Below are 17,852 nucleotides of genomic sequence, written 5' to 3' on the forward strand. Positions count from 1 at the left end.
CACGGCGCCGGCGCCGCGCAGGCGCCGGCGGGAGGACCCGGCATGAGCGGTTTCGCACACAGCGTCGGCGGCCAGACCTGGCGCTTCGACGACCTCAAGGACCTGCTGGCCAAGGCCACGCCGGCGCGTTCGGGCGACCGCCTGGCCGGGCTGGCCGCGGACAGCGAGCCGCAGCGGGTGGCGGCGCAGATGGCGCTGGCCGACCTGCCGCTGCGGCACTTCCTCGACGAGGCGGTGATCCCCTACGAGGACGACGAGGTGACCCGGCTGATCGTGGACAGCCACGACGCCGCCGCGTTCGCGCCGGTGGCGCACCTCACCGTCGGCGGCTTCCGCGACTGGCTGCTGGGCGAGGCGGCCGACGACGTCGCACTGGCGGCGCTGGCGCCGGGGCTGACCCCGGAAATGGCGGCGGCGGTGTCCAAGCTGATGCGCATCCAGGACCTGGTGCTGGTGGCGCAGAAGATCCGCGTGGTCACCGCGTTCCGCAACACGCTCGGATTGCGCGGGCGGCTGTCCACCCGCCTGCAGCCCAACCACCCCACCGACGACCTGGCCGGCATCGCCGCCAGCGTGCTCGACGGGCTGCTGTACGCCAACGGCGATGCGGTGATCGGGATCAACCCGGCCAGCGACAACACCCAGACCATCTGCGAACTGCTGAAGATGCTCGACGCGGTGATCGCCGGCTACCAGATCCCGACCCAGGCCTGCGTGCTGACCCACGTCACCACCTCGATCGAGGCGATCGAACGCGGCGTGCCGCTGGACCTGGTGTTCCAGTCCATCGCCGGCACGCAGAAGGCCAACGCCAGCTTCGGCATCGACCTGGCGCTGCTGCAGGAAGGCTACGAGGCCGGACTGAGCCTCGGGCGCGGCAGCGTCGGCGACAACGTGATGTATTTCGAGACCGGCCAGGGCAGCGCGCTGTCGGCCGACGCGCACCACGGCGTGGACCAGCAGACCTGCGAGGTGCGCGCCTACGCGGTGGCGCGCCGCTTCAAGCCGCTGCTGGTCAACACCGTGGTCGGCTTCATCGGCCCCGAGTACCTGTACGACGGCAAGCAGATCATCCGCGCCGGGCTGGAGGACCACTTCTGCGGCAAGCTGCTCGGCGTGCCGATGGGCTGCGACATCTGCTACACCAACCATGCCGAGGCCGACCAGGACGACATGGACGTGCTGCTGACCCTGCTCGGCACCGCCGGGATCAACTTCATCATGGGCATCCCCGGCTCCGACGACGTGATGCTCAACTACCAGACCACCTCGTTCCACGATGCGCTGTACGCGCGCCAGGCGCTGGGCCTGCGCCCGGCGCCGGAGTTCGAGGCCTGGCTGGAGCGGCTGGACATCCTGCGCCTGGACAACGGCCGCTTCCGCCTCGGCCACGAGCCGCCGGCCGCGTTCCGGCGCGCGCTGGCGCAACTGGGCTGAGCGCGCCGCATATGCACGACGACAGCGAACGCTCCTCCCGCGCCGATCCCTGGGCCGCGCTGCGCCGGCTGACCCCGGCGCGCATCGCTCTGGGCCGCACCGGGACCAGCCTGCCGACCGCGGCGCAGCTGGATTTCCAGTTCGCGCATGCGCAGGCGCGCGACGCGGTGCACCTGCGCTTCGATCCGGCGCCGCTGGCCACGGCGCTGGACGCACGCGGTCGCGTGCACCTCGCCCTGCGCAGCGCCGCGGCCGACCGTCACCTCTACCTGCAGCGCCCCGACCTGGGCCGCCGGCTGAGCGAGGACGCCGCCGGCGAACTGCGCGGCCACGTCGCGCTGCAGCGCCGTGGCTACGACCTGGCCTTGGTGGTGGCCGACGGCCTGTCGGCGCTGGCGGTGCACCGCCACGCCACGCCGATGCTGGAACGCATCGACGCGCTGGCCGCAGCCGAGGGCTGGACCCTGGCGCCGGTGGCGCTGGTCGAACAGGGCCGCGTGGCGATCGGCGACGAGATCGGCGAACTGCTGGACGCGAGGATGAGCGTGGTGCTGATCGGCGAGCGCCCCGGCCTCAGTTCGCCGGACAGCCTCGGCCTGTACTTCACCTACGCCCCGCGCGTGGGCCTCAACGACGCCTGCCGCAACTGCATCTCCAATGTGCGCGAGGCCGGCCTGAGCTATGCGCAGGCCGCGCACAAGCTGGGCTACCTGATGCGCGAGGCATGCCGGCGGCAACTGTCCGGCGTGCAGCTGAAGGACCAGGCCGACACGCCCGCGCTGGCGGCCGCAGACGACACAGCGCGCAAGCCGCTGGGCAATTTCCTGATCCCGGAGTGAGCTGGGTCCTGCCCGTCCGCGCGGCGGGCCGCAGCGGCGCAGGCGCGTCGGTGCTGGCGCAAGCGGCGGCCTAGGCCAGCGTCGGCGCTGCTGCGGCCCGCTTCGGCAACGCGCACGCATCGGCGCTGCCGACGTCAGCGCCATCATCCGGAAAATGCCTGACACCGTGTCAGGCGTCGCGCAGCGCCGTGGCGCAACGCAGCAGCCCGCGCGGGCGGCGCGCGACACCGCGGACTGACCTGGGATGCGGTTCCGGCCAGGCACTGCAACCGATCACGCGAGCCACGCCGCCGACGAAGGCGCCAACGCCCGCCTTCCCTGCAAAACGTGATCGCTCCGCCACAACCGGCATTTGGCTGCGGCATCGAACGGCAACGCGTCCCGGCGCGCCTAGCATTCGCGCCGGCCACGCCATGGCCACCGATCGCCACCCTGCGGCCACCGGATGACACCGGTATCAATCGACCGTCGACGACGCCGTGCAGCCGTGGCGCAGGGCCCACCACAACCGAGAGAGAGCACATGCCATGACCGCATCGCGCTGGTTCCAGATTCCCGCCACCCTCGCCCTGGCCGGCGGCGTCATCGCCACCGCCTGGGCGCTGACCGGTACCGCCTCCCGGCCGCAGCTGACCAGTGCGGAGGCGGCCAACCAGACCATCGCCAAGCACCTGGCCCAGGCTGGCAGCATCGGTGCACTGACGACCGACAACTGGAATCCCAGCGCCGGCGTCGCCCTGCTCACCGCCGACTACGCGGTCGCCGCCGACGGCTCCACCCGCTACCGCAGCGTGCAGGCCGCGGTCGATGCCGCGGTCGCGGCCGGCGGCAGCATGCGCCGCTACATCAGCGTCAAGCCCGGCACCTACAAGGAAGTGGTGTGCGTGCCCGCGGCGGCGCCGCCGATCACCCTGTTCGGCCTGGGCAGCGCGCCGGCCGCCACCACCATCAGCTTCGGCAACGCCAACCCGACGCCGAAACCGAGCGGCAGCGCCACCCATCCCTGCGCCAGCAACGCCTCCAGCACTACGATCGGCACCTCCGACAGCGGCACCGTCACCGTGCGCGCTGCGCAGTTCCAGGCGCGCAACCTGGCCATCGTCAACAGCTACGTCGAGGACACCTACGCCAGCAGCAACCAGTCGGCGGTGGCGCTGGCGCTGCGCGGCGACAAGGCGGTGCTGGAGAACGTGGCGCTCACCGGCAACCAGGACACCTTGCTGGTCAGCGCCGGCAGCGCCAACACGGTGATCCGGGCGTTCTTCAAGGGCGGCAGCATCGAGGGCGACACCGACTTCATCTTCGGCTCCGGCGTGGCCGTGTTCTCCGGCAGCACGATCCGCTACACCGCCGCGCGCCGCGGCGCCGGCAACGGCGGGGTGATCTTCGCCCCCAGCACCCGCCCCGGCAGCGGCTACGGCTTCCTGGCCGTGGCCAGCACCTTCGACGCGGTCGGCGGCCCGTCGGCGAACACGGTGTACCTGGGCCGCGCCTGGGACGAGAGCGTCGGCAGCCTGTCCAACTACGTCAACGGCAGCTCGCCCAACGGCAAGGTGGTGATCCGCGAGTCCAGCCTGGGCGCGCACATCCGCAAGAGCGCGCCATGGAACGCGTCCACGGTCGGCCGGCCGTACTGCAGCAGCGGCTGCACCCAGTCGGCCAACCGCTTCTACGAATACGCCAACAGCGGCGCCGGCAGCGCCGACTAGGGCGCGCCGCCGCTCCAGGAGCGCATCGCGCCGCTTGCGCGCGGGCACGGCACCAGCAAGCCGGCGGGAAACGCACCTGCGTCGGCACCCGCGATGCCATGGCCCCGGGCGCGCGCAGGAGCGGCGCTGCGGATGGGTCCGGCGCTCAGCCCAGGCCGGCCCACCAGGCGCGCCACAGCGTGGCCATCGCGCTCGGCGGCTTGCGCACGGCGCGGGCCTGCTGCGCGATCCGCGCACGCGCCAGCGCCGACACGATGCGCCGCGGCCGCGGCCCGTGCACGCGCCGCGGCCAGCGTTGCAGCAAGGCCTGCGCCCAGCGCTGCTGCGCCTGCGCCTCGTCGCCGCCGCGCAGCGACAGCGGCACCGCGGCGATGCCGGCGTCGGCCAGGCGCTGCGCCAGCACCTGCGTGGCCAGCGCCGCCGCCGCGTCGCGCTGGCCCTCGAACACGGCGCATTCGACCTGCGCCGCGGCCAGCGCGAACGCCTCCAGGCGCTCGTAGGCATGCGCCGGATCGGCCGCGGCCGCGCGCGAGGCGAGCAGCCCCGGCAAGGCCTCGGCCAGCTGCGCCCACGGCGCGGCGACCGGCTCCAGCACCCGTCCCAGCGGATGCCGCGAGCGTTGTCCGGCCCAGCTGCGCAATTCCTCGCCCCACCACGCCAGCTTGGCGTCGGCCGGCAGCGGATCGCCGGCGATGTTGAGGATGTCGTCGAATTCCTGCAGCAGCGCGAACCAGGCCACGGTGCGCGTGCGCTGCGGCGCCGGCACGAAGGTCTCGGCCACCGCCCATTCCGGCCAGCGGCTACGCCATTTGTCGAGGAAGGCATCCAGGGCGGAGGTGCTGCTCATGCGATCGGGAATTCCGGAAGGTCAGGGACGCTGCGCCGCGCCGGGCCAGGCGTGCGCATCGAGCAGGTCGGCCGGCGCGGCGACCAGCGCATCGGCGCGCCAGGCCAGCGGGTCCTCGCCGTCCAGGCGATAGCCCCACAGCACCGCCACCGAGGCCATGCCGGCGGCGCGCGCGGCGAGGATGTCGCGTTCGTCGTCGCCGACGTAGGCGACCTGCGCCGGCGGCACGTCGATGCGCTGCGCGGCCACCTGCAGCGGCAGCGGGTGCGGCTTGCGCTCGGCCAGGGTATCGCCGCCGATCAGCACCGCGCAGCGCCGTTCCCAGCCCAGCTGCGGCAGGATCAGCCGCGCCAGGTATTCGGGCTTGTTGGTGACGATGCCCCACACGCAGCCGGCGTCCTCCAGCCGCTGCAGCAAGGCGGCGATACCGTCGAACGGCTGCGAATGCCGGCCGATCAGCGTTTCGTAATGGCGCAGGAAATCGGGAATCAGCGCATCGCGCGCAGCGCCCGGCAGCTCGGGAAACGCCACGCCCAGCATCGCCCGCGAGCCCTTGGACACCACCGGACGCAGCTGCTCCAGGCTCAGCGGGTCGGCGCCATGCTCGGCGCGCAGCGCATTGGCCGCGGCCAGCAGATCCGGCGCACTGTCCAGCAGCGTGCCGTCCAGGTCGAACAGCACCGCGCGCGGGAAATTCCGGGATGCCCCGGCCTGCGGCGGCTGGGCGAAGCCCATCACGCGCACGCGCGCCCGCTGTTGCCAATCCCCAATCCCCAATCCCGAATCACGGCTTCACCGCACACGCCAGGTAATTCACCTCGGTGCGCGTGGACAGCCGCGCGCGGTTGCGCCACGGCTCGTACAGCATGCCGCTGACGTCGTGCAGCTGCAGCTCGGCCTGGCGCAGCCAGGCCGCCAGCTCGGCCGGCTTGATGAAGTCCTGGTAGCGGTGGGTGCCGGTGGGCAGCAGCCGCGCCACGTATTCGGCGCCGACGATGGCCAGCGCGAACGCGGCCGGGGTGCGGTTGAGGGTGGACAGGAACAGCTGGCCGCCGGGCTTGAGCAGGGTCGCGCAGGCGCGCACGATCGCCGCCGGATCGGGCACGTGTTCGAGCATCTCCATGCAGGTGATCGCGTCGAAGCTGCCCGGGCGCTCGGCGGCCAGGTCCTCGACCGACTGCACGCGGTAGTCGACCTCCACGCCGGATTCGAACTGGTGCAGCCGCGCCACCTTGACCAGCTCCGGCGACAGGTCGATCGCGGTGACCTGCGCGCCCTCCTTGGCCAGCGCCTCGCTGAGCAGGCCGCCGCCGCAGCCCACGTCGAGCACGCTGGCGCCGCGCAGCGGCACGCGCTCGGCGACGTAGCGCAGGCGCACCGGGTTCAGCGCGTGCAGCGGTTTCTGCGGGCCGTCGGCGTCCCACCAGCGGGTGGCCAGCGCGCCGAACTTGTCCAGTTCGGCCTGATCGAAGTTGGCGGTTGGATTGGGAGCGGAAGCGGTCATGGCGGCATCTCGGTTGGGCCGCGCGCGGATCGCGGCACGGCAGTGAAGCGGATCAGGCGTGCACGCTGCGGATGCGCTCGCGCCACTGCCGCGCGTTGGCGACCAGCGCGTCGGCGTCCATGTCCACCAGCATGCGCTGCTCGAGCTTGCGCTGGCCGGCGATCCACACGTCGCTGACCTGCTGCCGGCCGGCCGCGTAGACCAGCTGCGACAGCACGTTGTGCAGCGGCTGGGTCTCCAGCGCCGACAGGTCCACGCAGATCAGGTCGGCCTGCTTGCCGACCTCGATCGAGCCGATCTTCTCGCCGAAGCCCAGCGCGCGCGCGCCGCCCAGGGTGGCCGCGCGCAGCGTGCTGGCCGCGTCCAGCGCGGTGGCGTCGTTGGCCACCGCCTTGGCCAGGATCGCCGCGGTGCGGTTCTCGCTGAACATGTCCAGGTCGTTGTTGCTGGCGCAGCCGTCGGTGCCGATCGCCAGGTTCACGCCCGCGCGCTGCAAGGCGCAGGCCGGGCAGAACCCGGAGGCGAGCTTGAGGTTGGATTCGGGGCAATGCACCACGCTGACCCCGCGCTCGGCGCACAGGTGGATCTCCGCGTCGGTGAGCTGGGTCATGTGCACCGCGATCAGGCGGTCGTTGACCAGGCCGAGCCGGTCCAGCCGCGCCAGCGGGCGCTGGCCGTACTGCTTGAGCGAGTCGGCGATCTCCTGCGCGGTCTCGTGGGTGTGCAGGTGCACCGGCACGTCGAGCTGGTCGGACAGCATGCGCACGCGCTCGAAGTTGGCGTCGTTGACCGTGTAAGGCGCATGCGGGGCGAAGGCGATGCCGATCAGCGGATCGTCGCGCCACTGGTCGTGCACCTCGCAGGCGCGTTCGAAGTACTCGTCGGAGGTCTTGGCCCAGGCGGTCGGGAAATCGATGATCACCGTGCCGACCCGCGCGCGGAAGCCGTGCTGCTTGTACACCGCGGCCTGCACGTCGGAGAAGAAGTAGTTCTCGTTGGCGCAGGTGGTGCCGCCGCGCAGCATCTCGGCGATCGCCAGCGCGGTGCCGTCGGCGACGAACTCCGGGCCGATCACCGCGGTCTCCACCGGCCAGATGTGCTGCTGCAGCCACACCATCAGCGGCAGGTCGTCGGCGATGCCGCGCAGCAGGGTCATCGGGTTGTGGGTGTGCGCGTTGACCAGGCCCGGCAGCAGCGCCGCGTCCGGGCGCGACACCGTGCGCGCGGCGGCGAAGCGCGCCTGCGCCTCGGCGCGCGGCAGCACCGCGACGATCTCGCTGCCGCGCACCGCCACCGCGTGGTCCTCCAGCACCACCGCGTGCGGCTCGATCGGGACCACGTAGCCGGCTTCGATCAGCAGGTCGCAGGATTCGGGAATGGAGGTCATCGCAAGCGCTCTGGAAAAGGAAGGATCAGGTTGCCGCCTGGGCCTGGCCGATGCGGCGCCGGTACACGCGCATCACCACCCACTGCAGCACGAACACCGCCACGAAACCCAATCGCCCCAGCATGGGTGCGACCATCGCCAGCGGAATGCACAGCGCGAACACCACCGGCGCGACCGCCACGCGCAGCGTCATCGCCCGCGCCTGCAGCGCGCCCAGCCGCTGCGCCAGGCCTTCCTTGCGCACCGCGTAGGCATGCAGCAGGTAGGCGGCCAGGCCGATCGCGGCCAGATGCGCGCAATACACCGCGAACGCCTCGTGGCTGCCGAAGTAGTCCGAATACAGCGCGGTGGAAAACGGCAGCAGGCCGATCAGCAGCAACTGCAGCACGTTGAGCCAGATCAGCCGGTCGTCGAACTGGCGGATATGCCGGCACAGCTGCAGGTGCGACTTCCAGAACAGCGCGGTTACCAGGAAGCTCACCGCGAACCCGATGAACAGCGGCAACATCCGGTGCAGCGCGGCCAGGATGCCGCCGGCGGCCTCGACCTCGGCATGCCCCGGCACCTTGATCTCCACCGCCAGCAGGGTGATGGCGATGGCGAACACCGCGTCGCTGAAGAACACGACCCGGTCGTGCGGGTATCTGCTGTCGGCGCTGTCGGCGTGGCTGGTCGTCACGGAAATTCCTGGAAGCGGGGTCGGCCGGCACCGCCCCGCGGCGATCCGGCATTGCGATGCCTGGCCGCCGCACGCCAGCGCGCGGGCACGCCCGCGGCCGGCTGCGGCCGCGGGCGCGTCGGCTTACTTGACGCGCGAGAAGTACTCGCCCGAGCGCGTATCGACCTTGATGATTTCGTCCTGGCCGACGAACAGCGGCACCCGCACCACCGCGCCGGTTTCCAGCGTGGCCGGCTTGCCGCCGCCGCCGGAGGTGTCGCCGCGCACGCCGGGGTCGGTCTCGACGATCTTCAGTTCGACGAAGTTCGGCGGGGTGACCTGGATCGGGGTGCCGTTCCACAGCGTCACCACGCAATCCTCCTCGCCCTTGATCCACTTGGCGGCGTCGCCGACGCCGACCTTGTCGGCCTGCACCTGCTCGAAGGTTTCCTGCTGCATGAAATGCCAGTATTCGCCGTCGGTGTACAGGTACTGCATGTTGGTGTCGACCACGTCGGCCGCTTCCACGCTGTCGGTCGCCTTCATGGTCATTTCGACCACGCGCCCGGACTTGATGAAGCGGTACTTGATGCGGGTAAAGGCCTGGCCCTTGCCCGGCTTCACGTATTCGGTCTCGGTGATGATCGCGGGTTCGTTGTTGACCAGGATCTTCATCCCGGTCTTGACGTCGTTCATGCCGTAGCTGGCCATCTGAAACTCCTCGGGTAAGGCAAACCCGCCGCGTTCGGCGGCCGGCCGGATAGAATGGAAAGCCCCGCCGCAACCGGCGGGCACTCGTTTTATGACCGCATATGATAACCGCAGCCCCCCGCCCGATGCAGCCGTCCCCGTCCCCCGCCGTTCTGGCCCCGCCGCGCTGGCAGCAGCTGTGGCGCGATGCGGTGCGCGACCCGCGAGAGTTGCTGGCGCTGCTCGGGCTGGACCCGCAGGCGCTCGGCGTCTCCGAACAGGCTGCGACGCAGTTCGCGCTGCGCGTGCCGCACGGCTTCGTGGCGCGCATGCGCCACGGCGACCCGCACGACCCGCTGCTGCGCCAGGTGCTGCCCATCGACGCCGAACTGCGCCGGGTACCGGGCTTCGCGCTGGACGCGGTCGGCGATGCGGCGGCCAAGAAGGCCGACGGGGTGATCCAGAAATACCGCGGCCGCGCGCTGCTGGTGGCCACCGGCAGCTGCGCGGTGCACTGCCGCTACTGCTTCCGCCGCCACTTCCCGTATGCCGAGGAAACCGCGGCGCGCGACGGCTGGCGCGAGGCGGTGGCGGCGATCGCCGCCGACCCGGACATCGACGAGGTGATCCTGTCCGGCGGCGACCCGCTGTCGCTGGCCACGCCCAAGCTGGCCGAACTGACCGATGCGCTGGCGGCGATCCCGCAGCTCAAGCGCCTGCGCATCCACAGCCGCCTGCCGGTGGTGCTGCCCGAGCGCGTCGACGCGCCGCTGCTGGCCTGGCTGCGCGGCCTGCCGTGGCCGCTGGCGTTCGTGATCCACGCCAACCACGCCAACGAATTCGACGCCGGGGTGGACGCCGCGCTGGCGCAGCTGCGCGGCGCCGGCGCGCAGCTGCTGAACCAGGCGGTGCTGCTGCGCGGGGTCAACGACAGCGTCGAGGCGCTGGCCGCGCTGAGCGAGCGCAGCTTCGCCGCCGGCGTGCTGCCGTATTACCTGCACCAGCTGGACCGGGTCGAGGGCGTGGCCCATTTCGAAGTGGACGACGCCACCGCGCGCGCGCTGCACCAGGCCCTGGCCGCGCGGCTGTCCGGCTATCTGGTGCCGAAGCTGGTGCGCGAGATCCCTGGCGACACCGGCAAGCGCGCGCTCTGAAGAGCTGGGATTCGGGATTGGGGATTGGGGATTCGGAAAAGCGAAAGGCGGGATGCCCCCCCATTCGCCGGCGCTTCGCCAAAGACGCCATTTGCGCCCTTTTAGTACATCGCGCACCGGGACTCGCTTTTCCGAATCCCCAATCCCCAATCCCCAATCCCCAATCCCGGCTCTTCAGCTAGTCTGCACCGCAATGCTAGCGCTACCAAAGGGAGACCTCGATGCATGCCTTGACCAAGACCTGGCGCCGCCGGCAATGCCGTCTCGGACTCATGGCGCTGCTTGCCGCGGCCGCCACCGCAACGTTCGCGGCTGAGCCGCCAGCGGCCGCCGGCTCCAACCCGATCGTCCGCGACCGGTTCACCGCCGACCCCGCGCCGCTGGTGGTCGGCGACACGCTGTATCTGTACGTCGGCCACGACGAGGCGCAGCGCGACGAGATGTTCACCATGCGCGAGTGGCTGGTGTATTCGACCAAGGACATGAAGACCTGGACCGCGCACGCGCCGATCATGCACGTCAGCGATTTCAAGTGGGCCAAGCAGGATGCGTGGGCCTCGCAGGCCATCGCGAAGAACGGCAAGTTCTACTTCTACGCCGCGGTGGAGCACGATGCCACGCATCCGGGCAAGGCGATCGCGGTCGCGGTCGCGGACACGCCGACCGGTCCGTTCGTGGACGCCCGCGGCTCGGCCCTGATCAGCAACGAGATGACGCCCAAGGGCACGCACAGCTGGGAAGACATCGACCCGACCGTGCTGACCGACGCCGACGGCAGCACCTGGATCGCCTGGGGCAATCGCCAGTGCTACCTGGCCAGGCTCAAGCCGAACATGATCGAACTCGACGGCCCGATCCGCGAGATCACCCCGCCGCATTTCGAGGAAGGTCCCTGGCTGCACAAGCGCGGCGACCTGTACTACCTGAGCTACGCCTCGCTGGACCGCGCCACGCAACGCGACGAGCACGTGTCCTACGCGACCGCGCCGGCCATCACTGGGCCGTGGACCTATCGCGGCGAACTGACCGGCTCGGGCAAGTACAGCTTCACCATCCACCCGGGCATCGTCGAGTTCAAGGGCCACTGGTACCTGTTCCTGCACAACGCGACCCTGGCGATCGGCGACTTGAACGGCGCCATCGGCCGGCGCGCGGTGACGGTCGAATACCTGCATTACAACCCGGACGGAACGATGCGACCGGTGCGGCAGACCGAGGCCGGGGTGTCGGTTCCCGATATGGCGCGGTGAGGCTGGAGCGGCGACTGATCGGGCCGTCAGACATACTCCGGCCCTGCCACCGCCGATCTGCCTTTGTGTAGGAGCGGCTTCAGCCGCGACAGGCGTTACCGGTAACGCCTGTCGCGGCTGAAGCCGCTCCTACAAAAACAAGTGCAACCCCGCGCATCGACGCCCCGCCTAGCCGCGCGGCGCGCCCTCGTTGGCCAGCAACTGGCGGAATTCGCTGGCGCTGAGCGGGTGGCTGAGCCAGAAGCCCTGCCCCAGTTCGCAGCCGCGCTCGCGCAGCAGCTCGAACTGCACTTCCTGCTCGATGCCCTCGGCGACCACGGTGATGCCCAGCGAATGCGCCATGGCGATGATCGCGGTGGTCAGCGCCAGGTCGTCGGGGTCGCGCTGCAGGTCGGCGACGAAGCTCTTGTCGATCTTGACCCCGTCCACCGGCACCTGGCGCAGGTGGCTCAGGCCGGAGAAGCCGGTACCGAAATCGTCCAGCCAGACCTTGACCCCGGTGCGGTGCAGCCGCGCCAGCATGCTGGCCGCCTGCAGCTCGTCGCCGATCACCGCGGTCTCGGTCAGCTCCAGGTGCAGCTGCGCCGCCGGCAGCCCGGATTCGCGCAGGCAGTCGGCGACGATTTCCGGCAGGTCGCCGCTGCGCAGCTGCCGCGGCGACACGTTGACCGACACGAACAGGTCGCGGCTGCCGTCGAAGCGCTGCCACTGCGTGGCCTCGTGGCAGGCGGCGCGCAGCACCTTGGGGCCGATGCTCTCGATCAGCCCGCTCTGCTCGGCCACGTCGATGAACACCGTCGGCGAGATCGTGCCCAGCGCCGGGTGCTGCCAGCGCAGCAGCACTTCCACGCCGACCATGCGCCGGTCCAGGGTGCGGAAGATCGGCTGGTACACCAGCTTCAGTTCGCCGCGGTCCCAGGCGCCGCGCAACTCGTGCTCCATGTGCACGCGCCGCTCCACCGCGTAGTCCATCGCGCGGCTGTAGAAGCGGTGGCAGTTCTTGCCGGCCAGCTTGGCCTGGTACATCGCGATGTCGCCGTTCTTCAGCAGCGCCGAGGCGTCCTCGGCATCGCCGGGATACACGGTGATGCCGATCGAGGTGCCCATGAACACCTCGCGGTCCTGGATCCGCAGCGGCTCGCGCAGCTCCTGCACCAGGCGCTCGGCCAGGCCGGTGGCGACCTGCACCACGTGCTCGTCCTCGACCAGGATCACGAACTCGTCGCCGCCGAAGCGCGCCAGCAACGCGTCGTGCCCGCCCAGCTGGTCCACCGCCAGCTGGATGCGCCGCGCGAACTGCAGCAGCGCCTCGTCGCCGGCCTCGTGGCCGAGGGTGTCGTTGATCCGCTTGAAGTCGTCGATGTCGGCGAACAGCAGCGCCAGGCGCCGGTGCGAGGCGCGCGCGGACAGCATGCGGTGGTCCAGCGCTTCGCGGAACGCGAGCCGGTTGGTCAGCCCGGTCAAGGCGTCGGTATAGGCCATGTGGCGCACGTCGCGGTCGTGGCGCGCGATCGCCTCGCTCATGCGCCCGAACGCGCGCAGCAGTTCGCTGACCTCGTCGCGGCGGCCGCTGTCGCGGCGCTCCACCACGTAGTCGCCGGCCTCGATCTGGCGCGCGGCCGCGGCCAGCCAGCGGATCGGCGCCACCAGCGTGCGCTGCACGTAGATCGCCACCATCACCGCGGTCAAGCCCAGCGCCGCCAGCAGCAGCAACAGCCAGCCCAGGTGGCGCTTGCCCAGCGCGTCCAGGCGCTGGGCCAGGTTCTCGCCGGCCTTGCGCTCGTAGACCAGCGCCCGCGTCCAGGACATGCCCACGCGCACCCCGCCCACGCGCTGGTCGCCGATCATGATCGGCATCGACACGTCCAGGATCTCGTCGGATTCCTGCGCCAGCAGGCCGTTGGCCTTGATCGCCGCATCGGCCATCGGGCCGCGCATGCGCTGGCCGTAGCCTGGCAGATCGTCGCTGCCGTCGTGGATCAGGCGCCCGTCCGCGTCGTACACCAGCACGTAGGCCACCGCCACGTAGCCCAGCGCCGCGCGCACCTGGGTGCCGATCGCGTCCAGGTCCGAGTAGTACACCGGATTGGCCAGCGAATCGGACAGCTGCCGCGCCAGGGTCTCGCCGCGGGTGCGCATGCTGCGGTCGAACAGGCCATGGATCACGTTGCCGCTGAGCGTGCGCACCTCGTTCTGCATCGCCGCCTGCCGCTCCAGCATCAGCGCCAGGATCGCCATGATCAGCAACGCGGCAACGCCCATCGCCAGCAGGAACCTGGCCTGCAGTCCGAAACGCAGCGTCTTCATTCGACTTCCAGCTTGACCCGCGCAACGCCGGCACGCAGCTGGTCCAGCCGCTTCTGCGAGGCCGGATCCAGCGGATAGAAGCCGGAGGTGCCGAAGAACTTGCGCAGCGCGGCGCGGCCCTGCGGGTCGTCGGCGGCCTCCAGCAGTACCTCGCGCAGGCGCGCCTCCACCGGCGGCGCCAGGTCGCTGCGCACCATCTCCACCGCGCGCGGGAACGGCTCGCTGCGGTAGATCACCCGGAAATCGCGGCGGAACGCCGGCGGCACGCGGCGGTCGTCGTCCCAGTCAAGATTGCTCAACGCGCCGCAGTCCACCAGGTGCTTGTGCACGTAGGAGGCGATGTTGAGTTCCGAGCGCGCGAACACGTAGCCGACCGTGTTCGCCGAGGCCTGGTCCTTCGGCGAGAGCAGGATCTCCGGACGCAGGTCGTGCTCGAACAGGGTCATCATCGGCACCAGGTAGGCGCTGGTGGACAAGGTGCTCTGCAATGCCAGGGTGCGGCCCTGCAGGTCGTGCAGGGTATGCAGCGGGCCGTCGCGGCGCACGAAGAACACGGTGTGGTACTCGCGCACGCCGCTGCGCTCGGTCAGCAACAGCGGCCGCACCCCGCCGCGCTGCTGCAGCGCCATCGCGGTGGCCGCGGTCTCGGTGACCCAGTCGACGCGGCCGCGGCGCAGGTAGCTGCTCATCTGCTGGCTGTCGCGCGCCATCAGGATCTGCCCGGAGGTGATGCCGACATCGCGCATGCGCGGCACCACGTAGTCCAGCAACGGCTTCAGCTGTTCGTAGTGGGCCTTGGGGTTGTCGCTGATGCGGCCGAGCACCAGCACCGACGGGCGTGCGTGCACAACCGCGGGCCAGCAGATCGCCAGCGCCAGCCACACCATGACGACACGCCACCGCGAAATTCGCAAACCGCATTCCCCAATATTGAGCCATAAGCCTAGCCGAAAGCGTCAGCCGGCGACAGCTGTCGACGCGGGGATTGGGGATTTGGGATTGGGGATTCGTAGCGGGCATGGCGCGGCAAGGAAAGAAACGTCCCGTGTGCCACGACGAGCGAGCCGCCGCCGATGATTCGGAACTCTGCCTTGCCGAGTCCCGGTCCTGCGTCACGAAGCTAACTGCGCGCCTGTCCCGCCAGCCGCGCCATGCGCTGCGCATCGGACAGGATGCCGCGCAGCAGCCGCACTTCCTGTTCGGTCAGCGCGTTGCGCAGGAACAGCCGGCGCAGCTTGCGCATCGCCGAATCCGGCGCGCGGCCCTTGTGGAAATCGATGTCGTCCAGGGTATCGGCCAACTGCCCGAACAGGCCTTCCAGTTGCGCATGGCTGGCCGCGGCCTCGCGGAAGCCGGGTTCCGGCGCGGGCGCCGGTTCCGTGCCGCGCAGCTGCGCCAGGCGCAGTTCGTAGGCCAGCACCTGCACCGCCGCGGCCAGGTTGAGCGAACTGAACGCCGGATCGGAGGGGATGTGCACCGCCGCATGGCACAGCTGCAGTTCCTCGTTGGTCAGGCCGGTGCGTTCGCGGCCGAACACCAGCGCCACCTCGGCCTGCTCCGCGGCGGCGGCGACCAGCCGCTGCGCGCCGTCGGCCGGCAGCAGCTCCTCCAGCGACACCCGCCGGCTGCGCGCGGTGCAGCCGAGCACAAGCTGGCAGTCGGCCACCGCCTCGGCCAGGGTCGCCAGCACCGGCGCCTGCTGCAGCACGTCCTCGGCGCCGGCCGAGCGCCGGTAGCCGTCCTCGTCGAGCGCGCGCTCCGGCGCCACCAGCACCAGCCGCGCCTGGCCCATGGTCTTCATCGCCCGCGCCGCCGCCCCGATGTTGCCGGGGTGCTGGGTACCGACCAGGACGAAGCGGATGCGGGAGGAAACGGTCATGGCAGGAAAGATGCGGAGCGAACGGGGCGTAGATGGTAAACTGTGCGGCCGGCCTTCGCGCCGGACTGTTCTTTTCCTCCGCCAGATCCTTCTCCGCCCGCTCGGGAGCCGTTGCCATGCAAAAACCCGCCGTCACCGTCATGGTCAAGGCCGCCCGCCTCGCCGGCAATGTGCTGTTGCGCCATATCAACCGGCTGGAAGCGCTGAACGTGGTGCAGAAGGACCGCATGGACTACGCCAGCGAAGTCGATGCCGACGCGGAGAAGGTGATCGTCAAGGAACTGCGCCGCGCCTATCCCGACTACGGGGTGATGGGCGAGGAAGGCGGCGTGCAGGGCGGCGGCCGCTACATGTGGGTGATCGACCCGCTCGACGGCACCAGCAACTACCTGCGCGGCTTCCCGCACTACTGCGTGTCGATCGCCCTGGTCGAGAACGGCGAGCCGATCGACGCGGTGATCTTCGATCCGCTGCGCAACGAGCTGTTCACCGCCAGCCGCGGCAACGGCGCGGTGCTCAACGACCGCCGCATCCGCGTCAGCGAGCGCAAGGAACTGAACGGGGCGATGGTCAACACCGGCTTCGCCCCGCGCGAGCGCAAGCGCACCAGCGCCCAGCTCAAGTGCGTGGACGCGCTGATGGTGCAGGCCGAGGACATCCGCCGCACCGGCTCGGCCGCCCTGGACCTGGCCTACGTGGCCTGCGGCCGCACCGACGCCTACTTCGAGGCGGGCGTGAAGGCCTGGGACATCGCCGCCGGCGTACTGCTGGTGCGCGAGGCCGGCGGCCGCATCACCGACTTCAAGGGCGCCACCCCGGGCCGCATCGACGACCGCGGCGCCCCGCAGTTCCAGATCGTGGCCGGCAACATCAAGGTCAGCGAGGCGCTGCAGAAGCTGATCGTCAATACGGGGTATGCGGCGGAGTTCGACGCGAAGTTCTGATGGGGCCGGGATTGGGGAGTCGGGATTGGGGATTCGCAAGAGCGGCACCCCATCGCCGACCTCCCCCTCTTCCCCAAACAAAAAAGCCGCGCATCTGCGCGGCTTTTTTGTTGCGGAACCGGGAACCCGCTTTTGCGAATCCCCAATCCCCAATCCCCAATCCCAGTCCCTCAGGGCCTGCGCGCCAGCGCCTCCACATCCTTGGACTTGGGCAGCAGGTCCTGCTTGGAGACCTGGAACGGGCCGATCGACAGCAGCGGCACCGCCACGATCACCGAGGAGATCACCACGATGACCGCGCCGATCATGTGGGTCAGCGCCAGGCCTTCCATCGAGTTGCCGCCGTACAGGTACAGCGCCAGCGCCGACAGGAAGAACATCACCGCGGTGATCACCGTGCGCGACAGGGTCTGGTTGATCGAGCGGTTCAGCACTTCCAGCGGCTCCACGCGCAGGCTGCGGAAGTTCTCGCGCACGCGGTCGAACACCACGATGATGTCGTTGATCGCAAAGCCCATCACCGACAGCATGCCGGCCAGCACGGTCAGGTCGAACTCGCGGCCGGTGAGCGAGACGTAGGCCACCGTCACCAGCAGGTCGAACAGCGCGGTCAGGCTGGCCACCACCGCGAACTTCCACTCGAAGCGGAACGCGATGTAGATCAGGAAGCCGACCAGCATGAACACGGTCGCGTAGACGCCGTTCAGCGCCAGGTCCTTGCCGACCTGCGGGCCGACGAACTCGCCCGGCTTCACCGTGGCCGGGTTGTCGGCGGTGGTCACCGCCTTGCGCACCTGCTCGGCGAGGTTCTTGGTCACGTCCTCGTTGTTGTGCTCGCCCTGCGGCTGCAGGCGGATCACGATCTCGTTGCCGCTGCCGACGTTCTGCACCTGCGCGTTCTCGAAGCCGGCCGTGGCCAGCTGCTCGCGCACATGGTCGATGTCCACCGGCTTCTGGAAGCTGGTCTGCACCAGCGCACCGCCGGTGAACTCCAGCGCGTAGTTGAAGCCCTTGGCGAAGATCACCCCGAGCGAGGCCACCGCCAGCACCAGCATCAGCACCAGGGTCGGACGCCGCCAGCGCATGAAGTCGATCTTGGTGTCGTTCGGGATCAGATGAAGCGGGAAAATTTTCATGGAGACCTGCTCTTCATAATTTGGACCCCGCCCACGGATGGGCGGGCTCTTGCGAAGGACTCGCAGTTCTTGCCCCGCGCATGGGTGTGCGGGCGCTTGCGAGGGACTCGC

16 protein-coding genes are annotated in these 17,852 nt (G+C 70.2%); 6 read left to right on the plus strand and 10 right to left on the minus strand.

Annotated elements, in window-relative coordinates:
- Positions 1-42 precede the first annotated feature (42 nt).
- The 3 genes from AB3X10_RS14195 (at position 43) to AB3X10_RS14205 (ending at position 3,985) form a co-directional block, all read left to right on the plus strand.
- Positions 43-1,437, plus strand: a complete 1,395-nt coding sequence (locus AB3X10_RS14195) for an ethanolamine ammonia-lyase subunit EutB (protein WP_369975769.1) — start codon at positions 43-45, stop codon at positions 1,435-1,437.
- 11 nt (positions 1,438-1,448) lie between these two features.
- Positions 1,449-2,276, plus strand: a complete 828-nt coding sequence (gene eutC, locus AB3X10_RS14200) for an ethanolamine ammonia-lyase subunit EutC (RefSeq protein ID WP_369975770.1) — start codon at positions 1,449-1,451, stop codon at positions 2,274-2,276.
- A 527-nt stretch (positions 2,277-2,803) separates the two neighbouring features.
- Positions 2,804-3,985 (plus strand): putative acyl-CoA thioester hydrolase, encoded by a 1,182-nt coding sequence (locus tag AB3X10_RS14205; RefSeq protein ID WP_369975771.1) that lies wholly within the window; start codon positions 2,804-2,806, stop codon positions 3,983-3,985.
- Positions 3,986-4,130: 145 nt separating this feature from the next.
- Here AB3X10_RS14205 and AB3X10_RS14210 read toward each other — a convergent pair whose 3' ends face one another.
- The 6 genes from AB3X10_RS14210 to efp all read right to left on the minus strand — a co-directional run bounded on the left by AB3X10_RS14210 (position 4,131) and on the right by efp (position 9,092).
- Entirely contained in the window at positions 4,131-4,832 is a 702-nt protein-coding gene (locus tag AB3X10_RS14210; RefSeq protein WP_369975772.1) for a squalene/phytoene synthase family protein, read from the minus strand.
- Positions 4,833-4,853: 21 nt separating this feature from the next.
- Positions 4,854-5,567 (minus strand): phosphoglycolate phosphatase, encoded by a 714-nt coding sequence (locus AB3X10_RS14215; RefSeq protein WP_369975774.1) that lies wholly within the window; start codon positions 5,565-5,567, stop codon positions 4,854-4,856.
- Between the two features lie 49 nt (positions 5,568-5,616).
- Complete coding sequence (gene ubiG, locus AB3X10_RS14220) at positions 5,617-6,336, minus strand: bifunctional 2-polyprenyl-6-hydroxyphenol methylase/3-demethylubiquinol 3-O-methyltransferase UbiG (protein WP_369975775.1); 720 nt, start codon at positions 6,334-6,336, stop codon at positions 5,617-5,619.
- 52 nt (positions 6,337-6,388) lie between these two features.
- Positions 6,389-7,723, minus strand: coding sequence for a TRZ/ATZ family hydrolase (locus tag AB3X10_RS14225; RefSeq protein ID WP_369975777.1), 1,335 nt, complete (start codon positions 7,721-7,723; stop codon positions 6,389-6,391).
- A gap of 25 nt (positions 7,724-7,748) precedes the next feature.
- Positions 7,749-8,402, minus strand: a complete 654-nt coding sequence (locus tag AB3X10_RS14230) for a TMEM175 family protein (RefSeq protein WP_369975778.1) — start codon at positions 8,400-8,402, stop codon at positions 7,749-7,751.
- 123 nt (positions 8,403-8,525) lie between these two features.
- A complete protein-coding gene (gene efp, locus AB3X10_RS14235; protein ID WP_179563921.1) occupies positions 8,526-9,092 on the minus strand; it encodes an elongation factor P in 567 nt (188 codons plus the stop codon).
- Between the two features lie 101 nt (positions 9,093-9,193).
- Here efp and epmB point away from each other — a divergent pair, with 101 nt between their 5' ends.
- The gene (gene epmB, locus AB3X10_RS14240; RefSeq protein WP_369975779.1) at positions 9,194-10,225 is read left to right on the plus strand and encodes an EF-P beta-lysylation protein EpmB; all 1,032 of its coding nucleotides are present in this window, start codon (positions 9,194-9,196) and stop codon (positions 10,223-10,225) included.
- Between the two features lie 221 nt (positions 10,226-10,446).
- Positions 10,447-11,475, plus strand: a complete 1,029-nt coding sequence (locus AB3X10_RS14245) for a glycoside hydrolase family 43 protein (RefSeq protein ID WP_369975780.1) — start codon at positions 10,447-10,449, stop codon at positions 11,473-11,475.
- A gap of 168 nt (positions 11,476-11,643) precedes the next feature.
- On the opposite strand, the gene AB3X10_RS14250 is transcribed toward AB3X10_RS14245, so the two are convergent.
- The 3 genes from AB3X10_RS14250 to AB3X10_RS14260 form a co-directional block, all read right to left on the minus strand.
- Positions 11,644-13,782 (minus strand): putative bifunctional diguanylate cyclase/phosphodiesterase, encoded by a 2,139-nt coding sequence (locus AB3X10_RS14250; RefSeq protein WP_369975781.1) that lies wholly within the window; start codon positions 13,780-13,782, stop codon positions 11,644-11,646.
- The gene (locus AB3X10_RS14255; RefSeq protein ID WP_369975782.1) at positions 13,779-14,669 is read right to left on the minus strand and encodes a phosphate/phosphite/phosphonate ABC transporter substrate-binding protein; all 891 of its coding nucleotides are present in this window, start codon (positions 14,667-14,669) and stop codon (positions 13,779-13,781) included. The genes AB3X10_RS14250 and AB3X10_RS14255 overlap by 4 nt, the downstream gene beginning before the upstream one ends.
- Positions 14,670-14,902: 233 nt before the next feature.
- Positions 14,903-15,661 (minus strand): RNA methyltransferase, encoded by a 759-nt coding sequence (locus tag AB3X10_RS14260; RefSeq protein WP_369975783.1) that lies wholly within the window; start codon positions 15,659-15,661, stop codon positions 14,903-14,905.
- Positions 15,662-15,777: 116 nt separating this feature from the next.
- Here AB3X10_RS14260 and AB3X10_RS14265 point away from each other — a divergent pair, with 116 nt between their 5' ends.
- Complete coding sequence (locus AB3X10_RS14265; protein ID WP_145700618.1) at positions 15,778-16,605, plus strand: inositol monophosphatase family protein; 828 nt, start codon at positions 15,778-15,780, stop codon at positions 16,603-16,605.
- Positions 16,606-16,775: 170 nt separating this feature from the next.
- On the opposite strand, the gene secF is transcribed toward AB3X10_RS14265, so the two are convergent.
- On the minus strand, positions 16,776-17,741 hold the full coding sequence (gene secF, locus AB3X10_RS14270) for a protein translocase subunit SecF (RefSeq protein WP_369975785.1): 966 nt from the start codon (positions 17,739-17,741) through the stop codon (positions 16,776-16,778).
- Positions 17,742-17,852: the final 111 nt, after the last annotated feature.

It is taken from the genome of Xanthomonas sp. DAR 80977 (assembly GCF_041240605.1).
Taxonomy (GTDB): domain Bacteria; phylum Pseudomonadota; class Gammaproteobacteria; order Xanthomonadales; family Xanthomonadaceae; genus Xanthomonas_A; species Xanthomonas_A bundabergensis.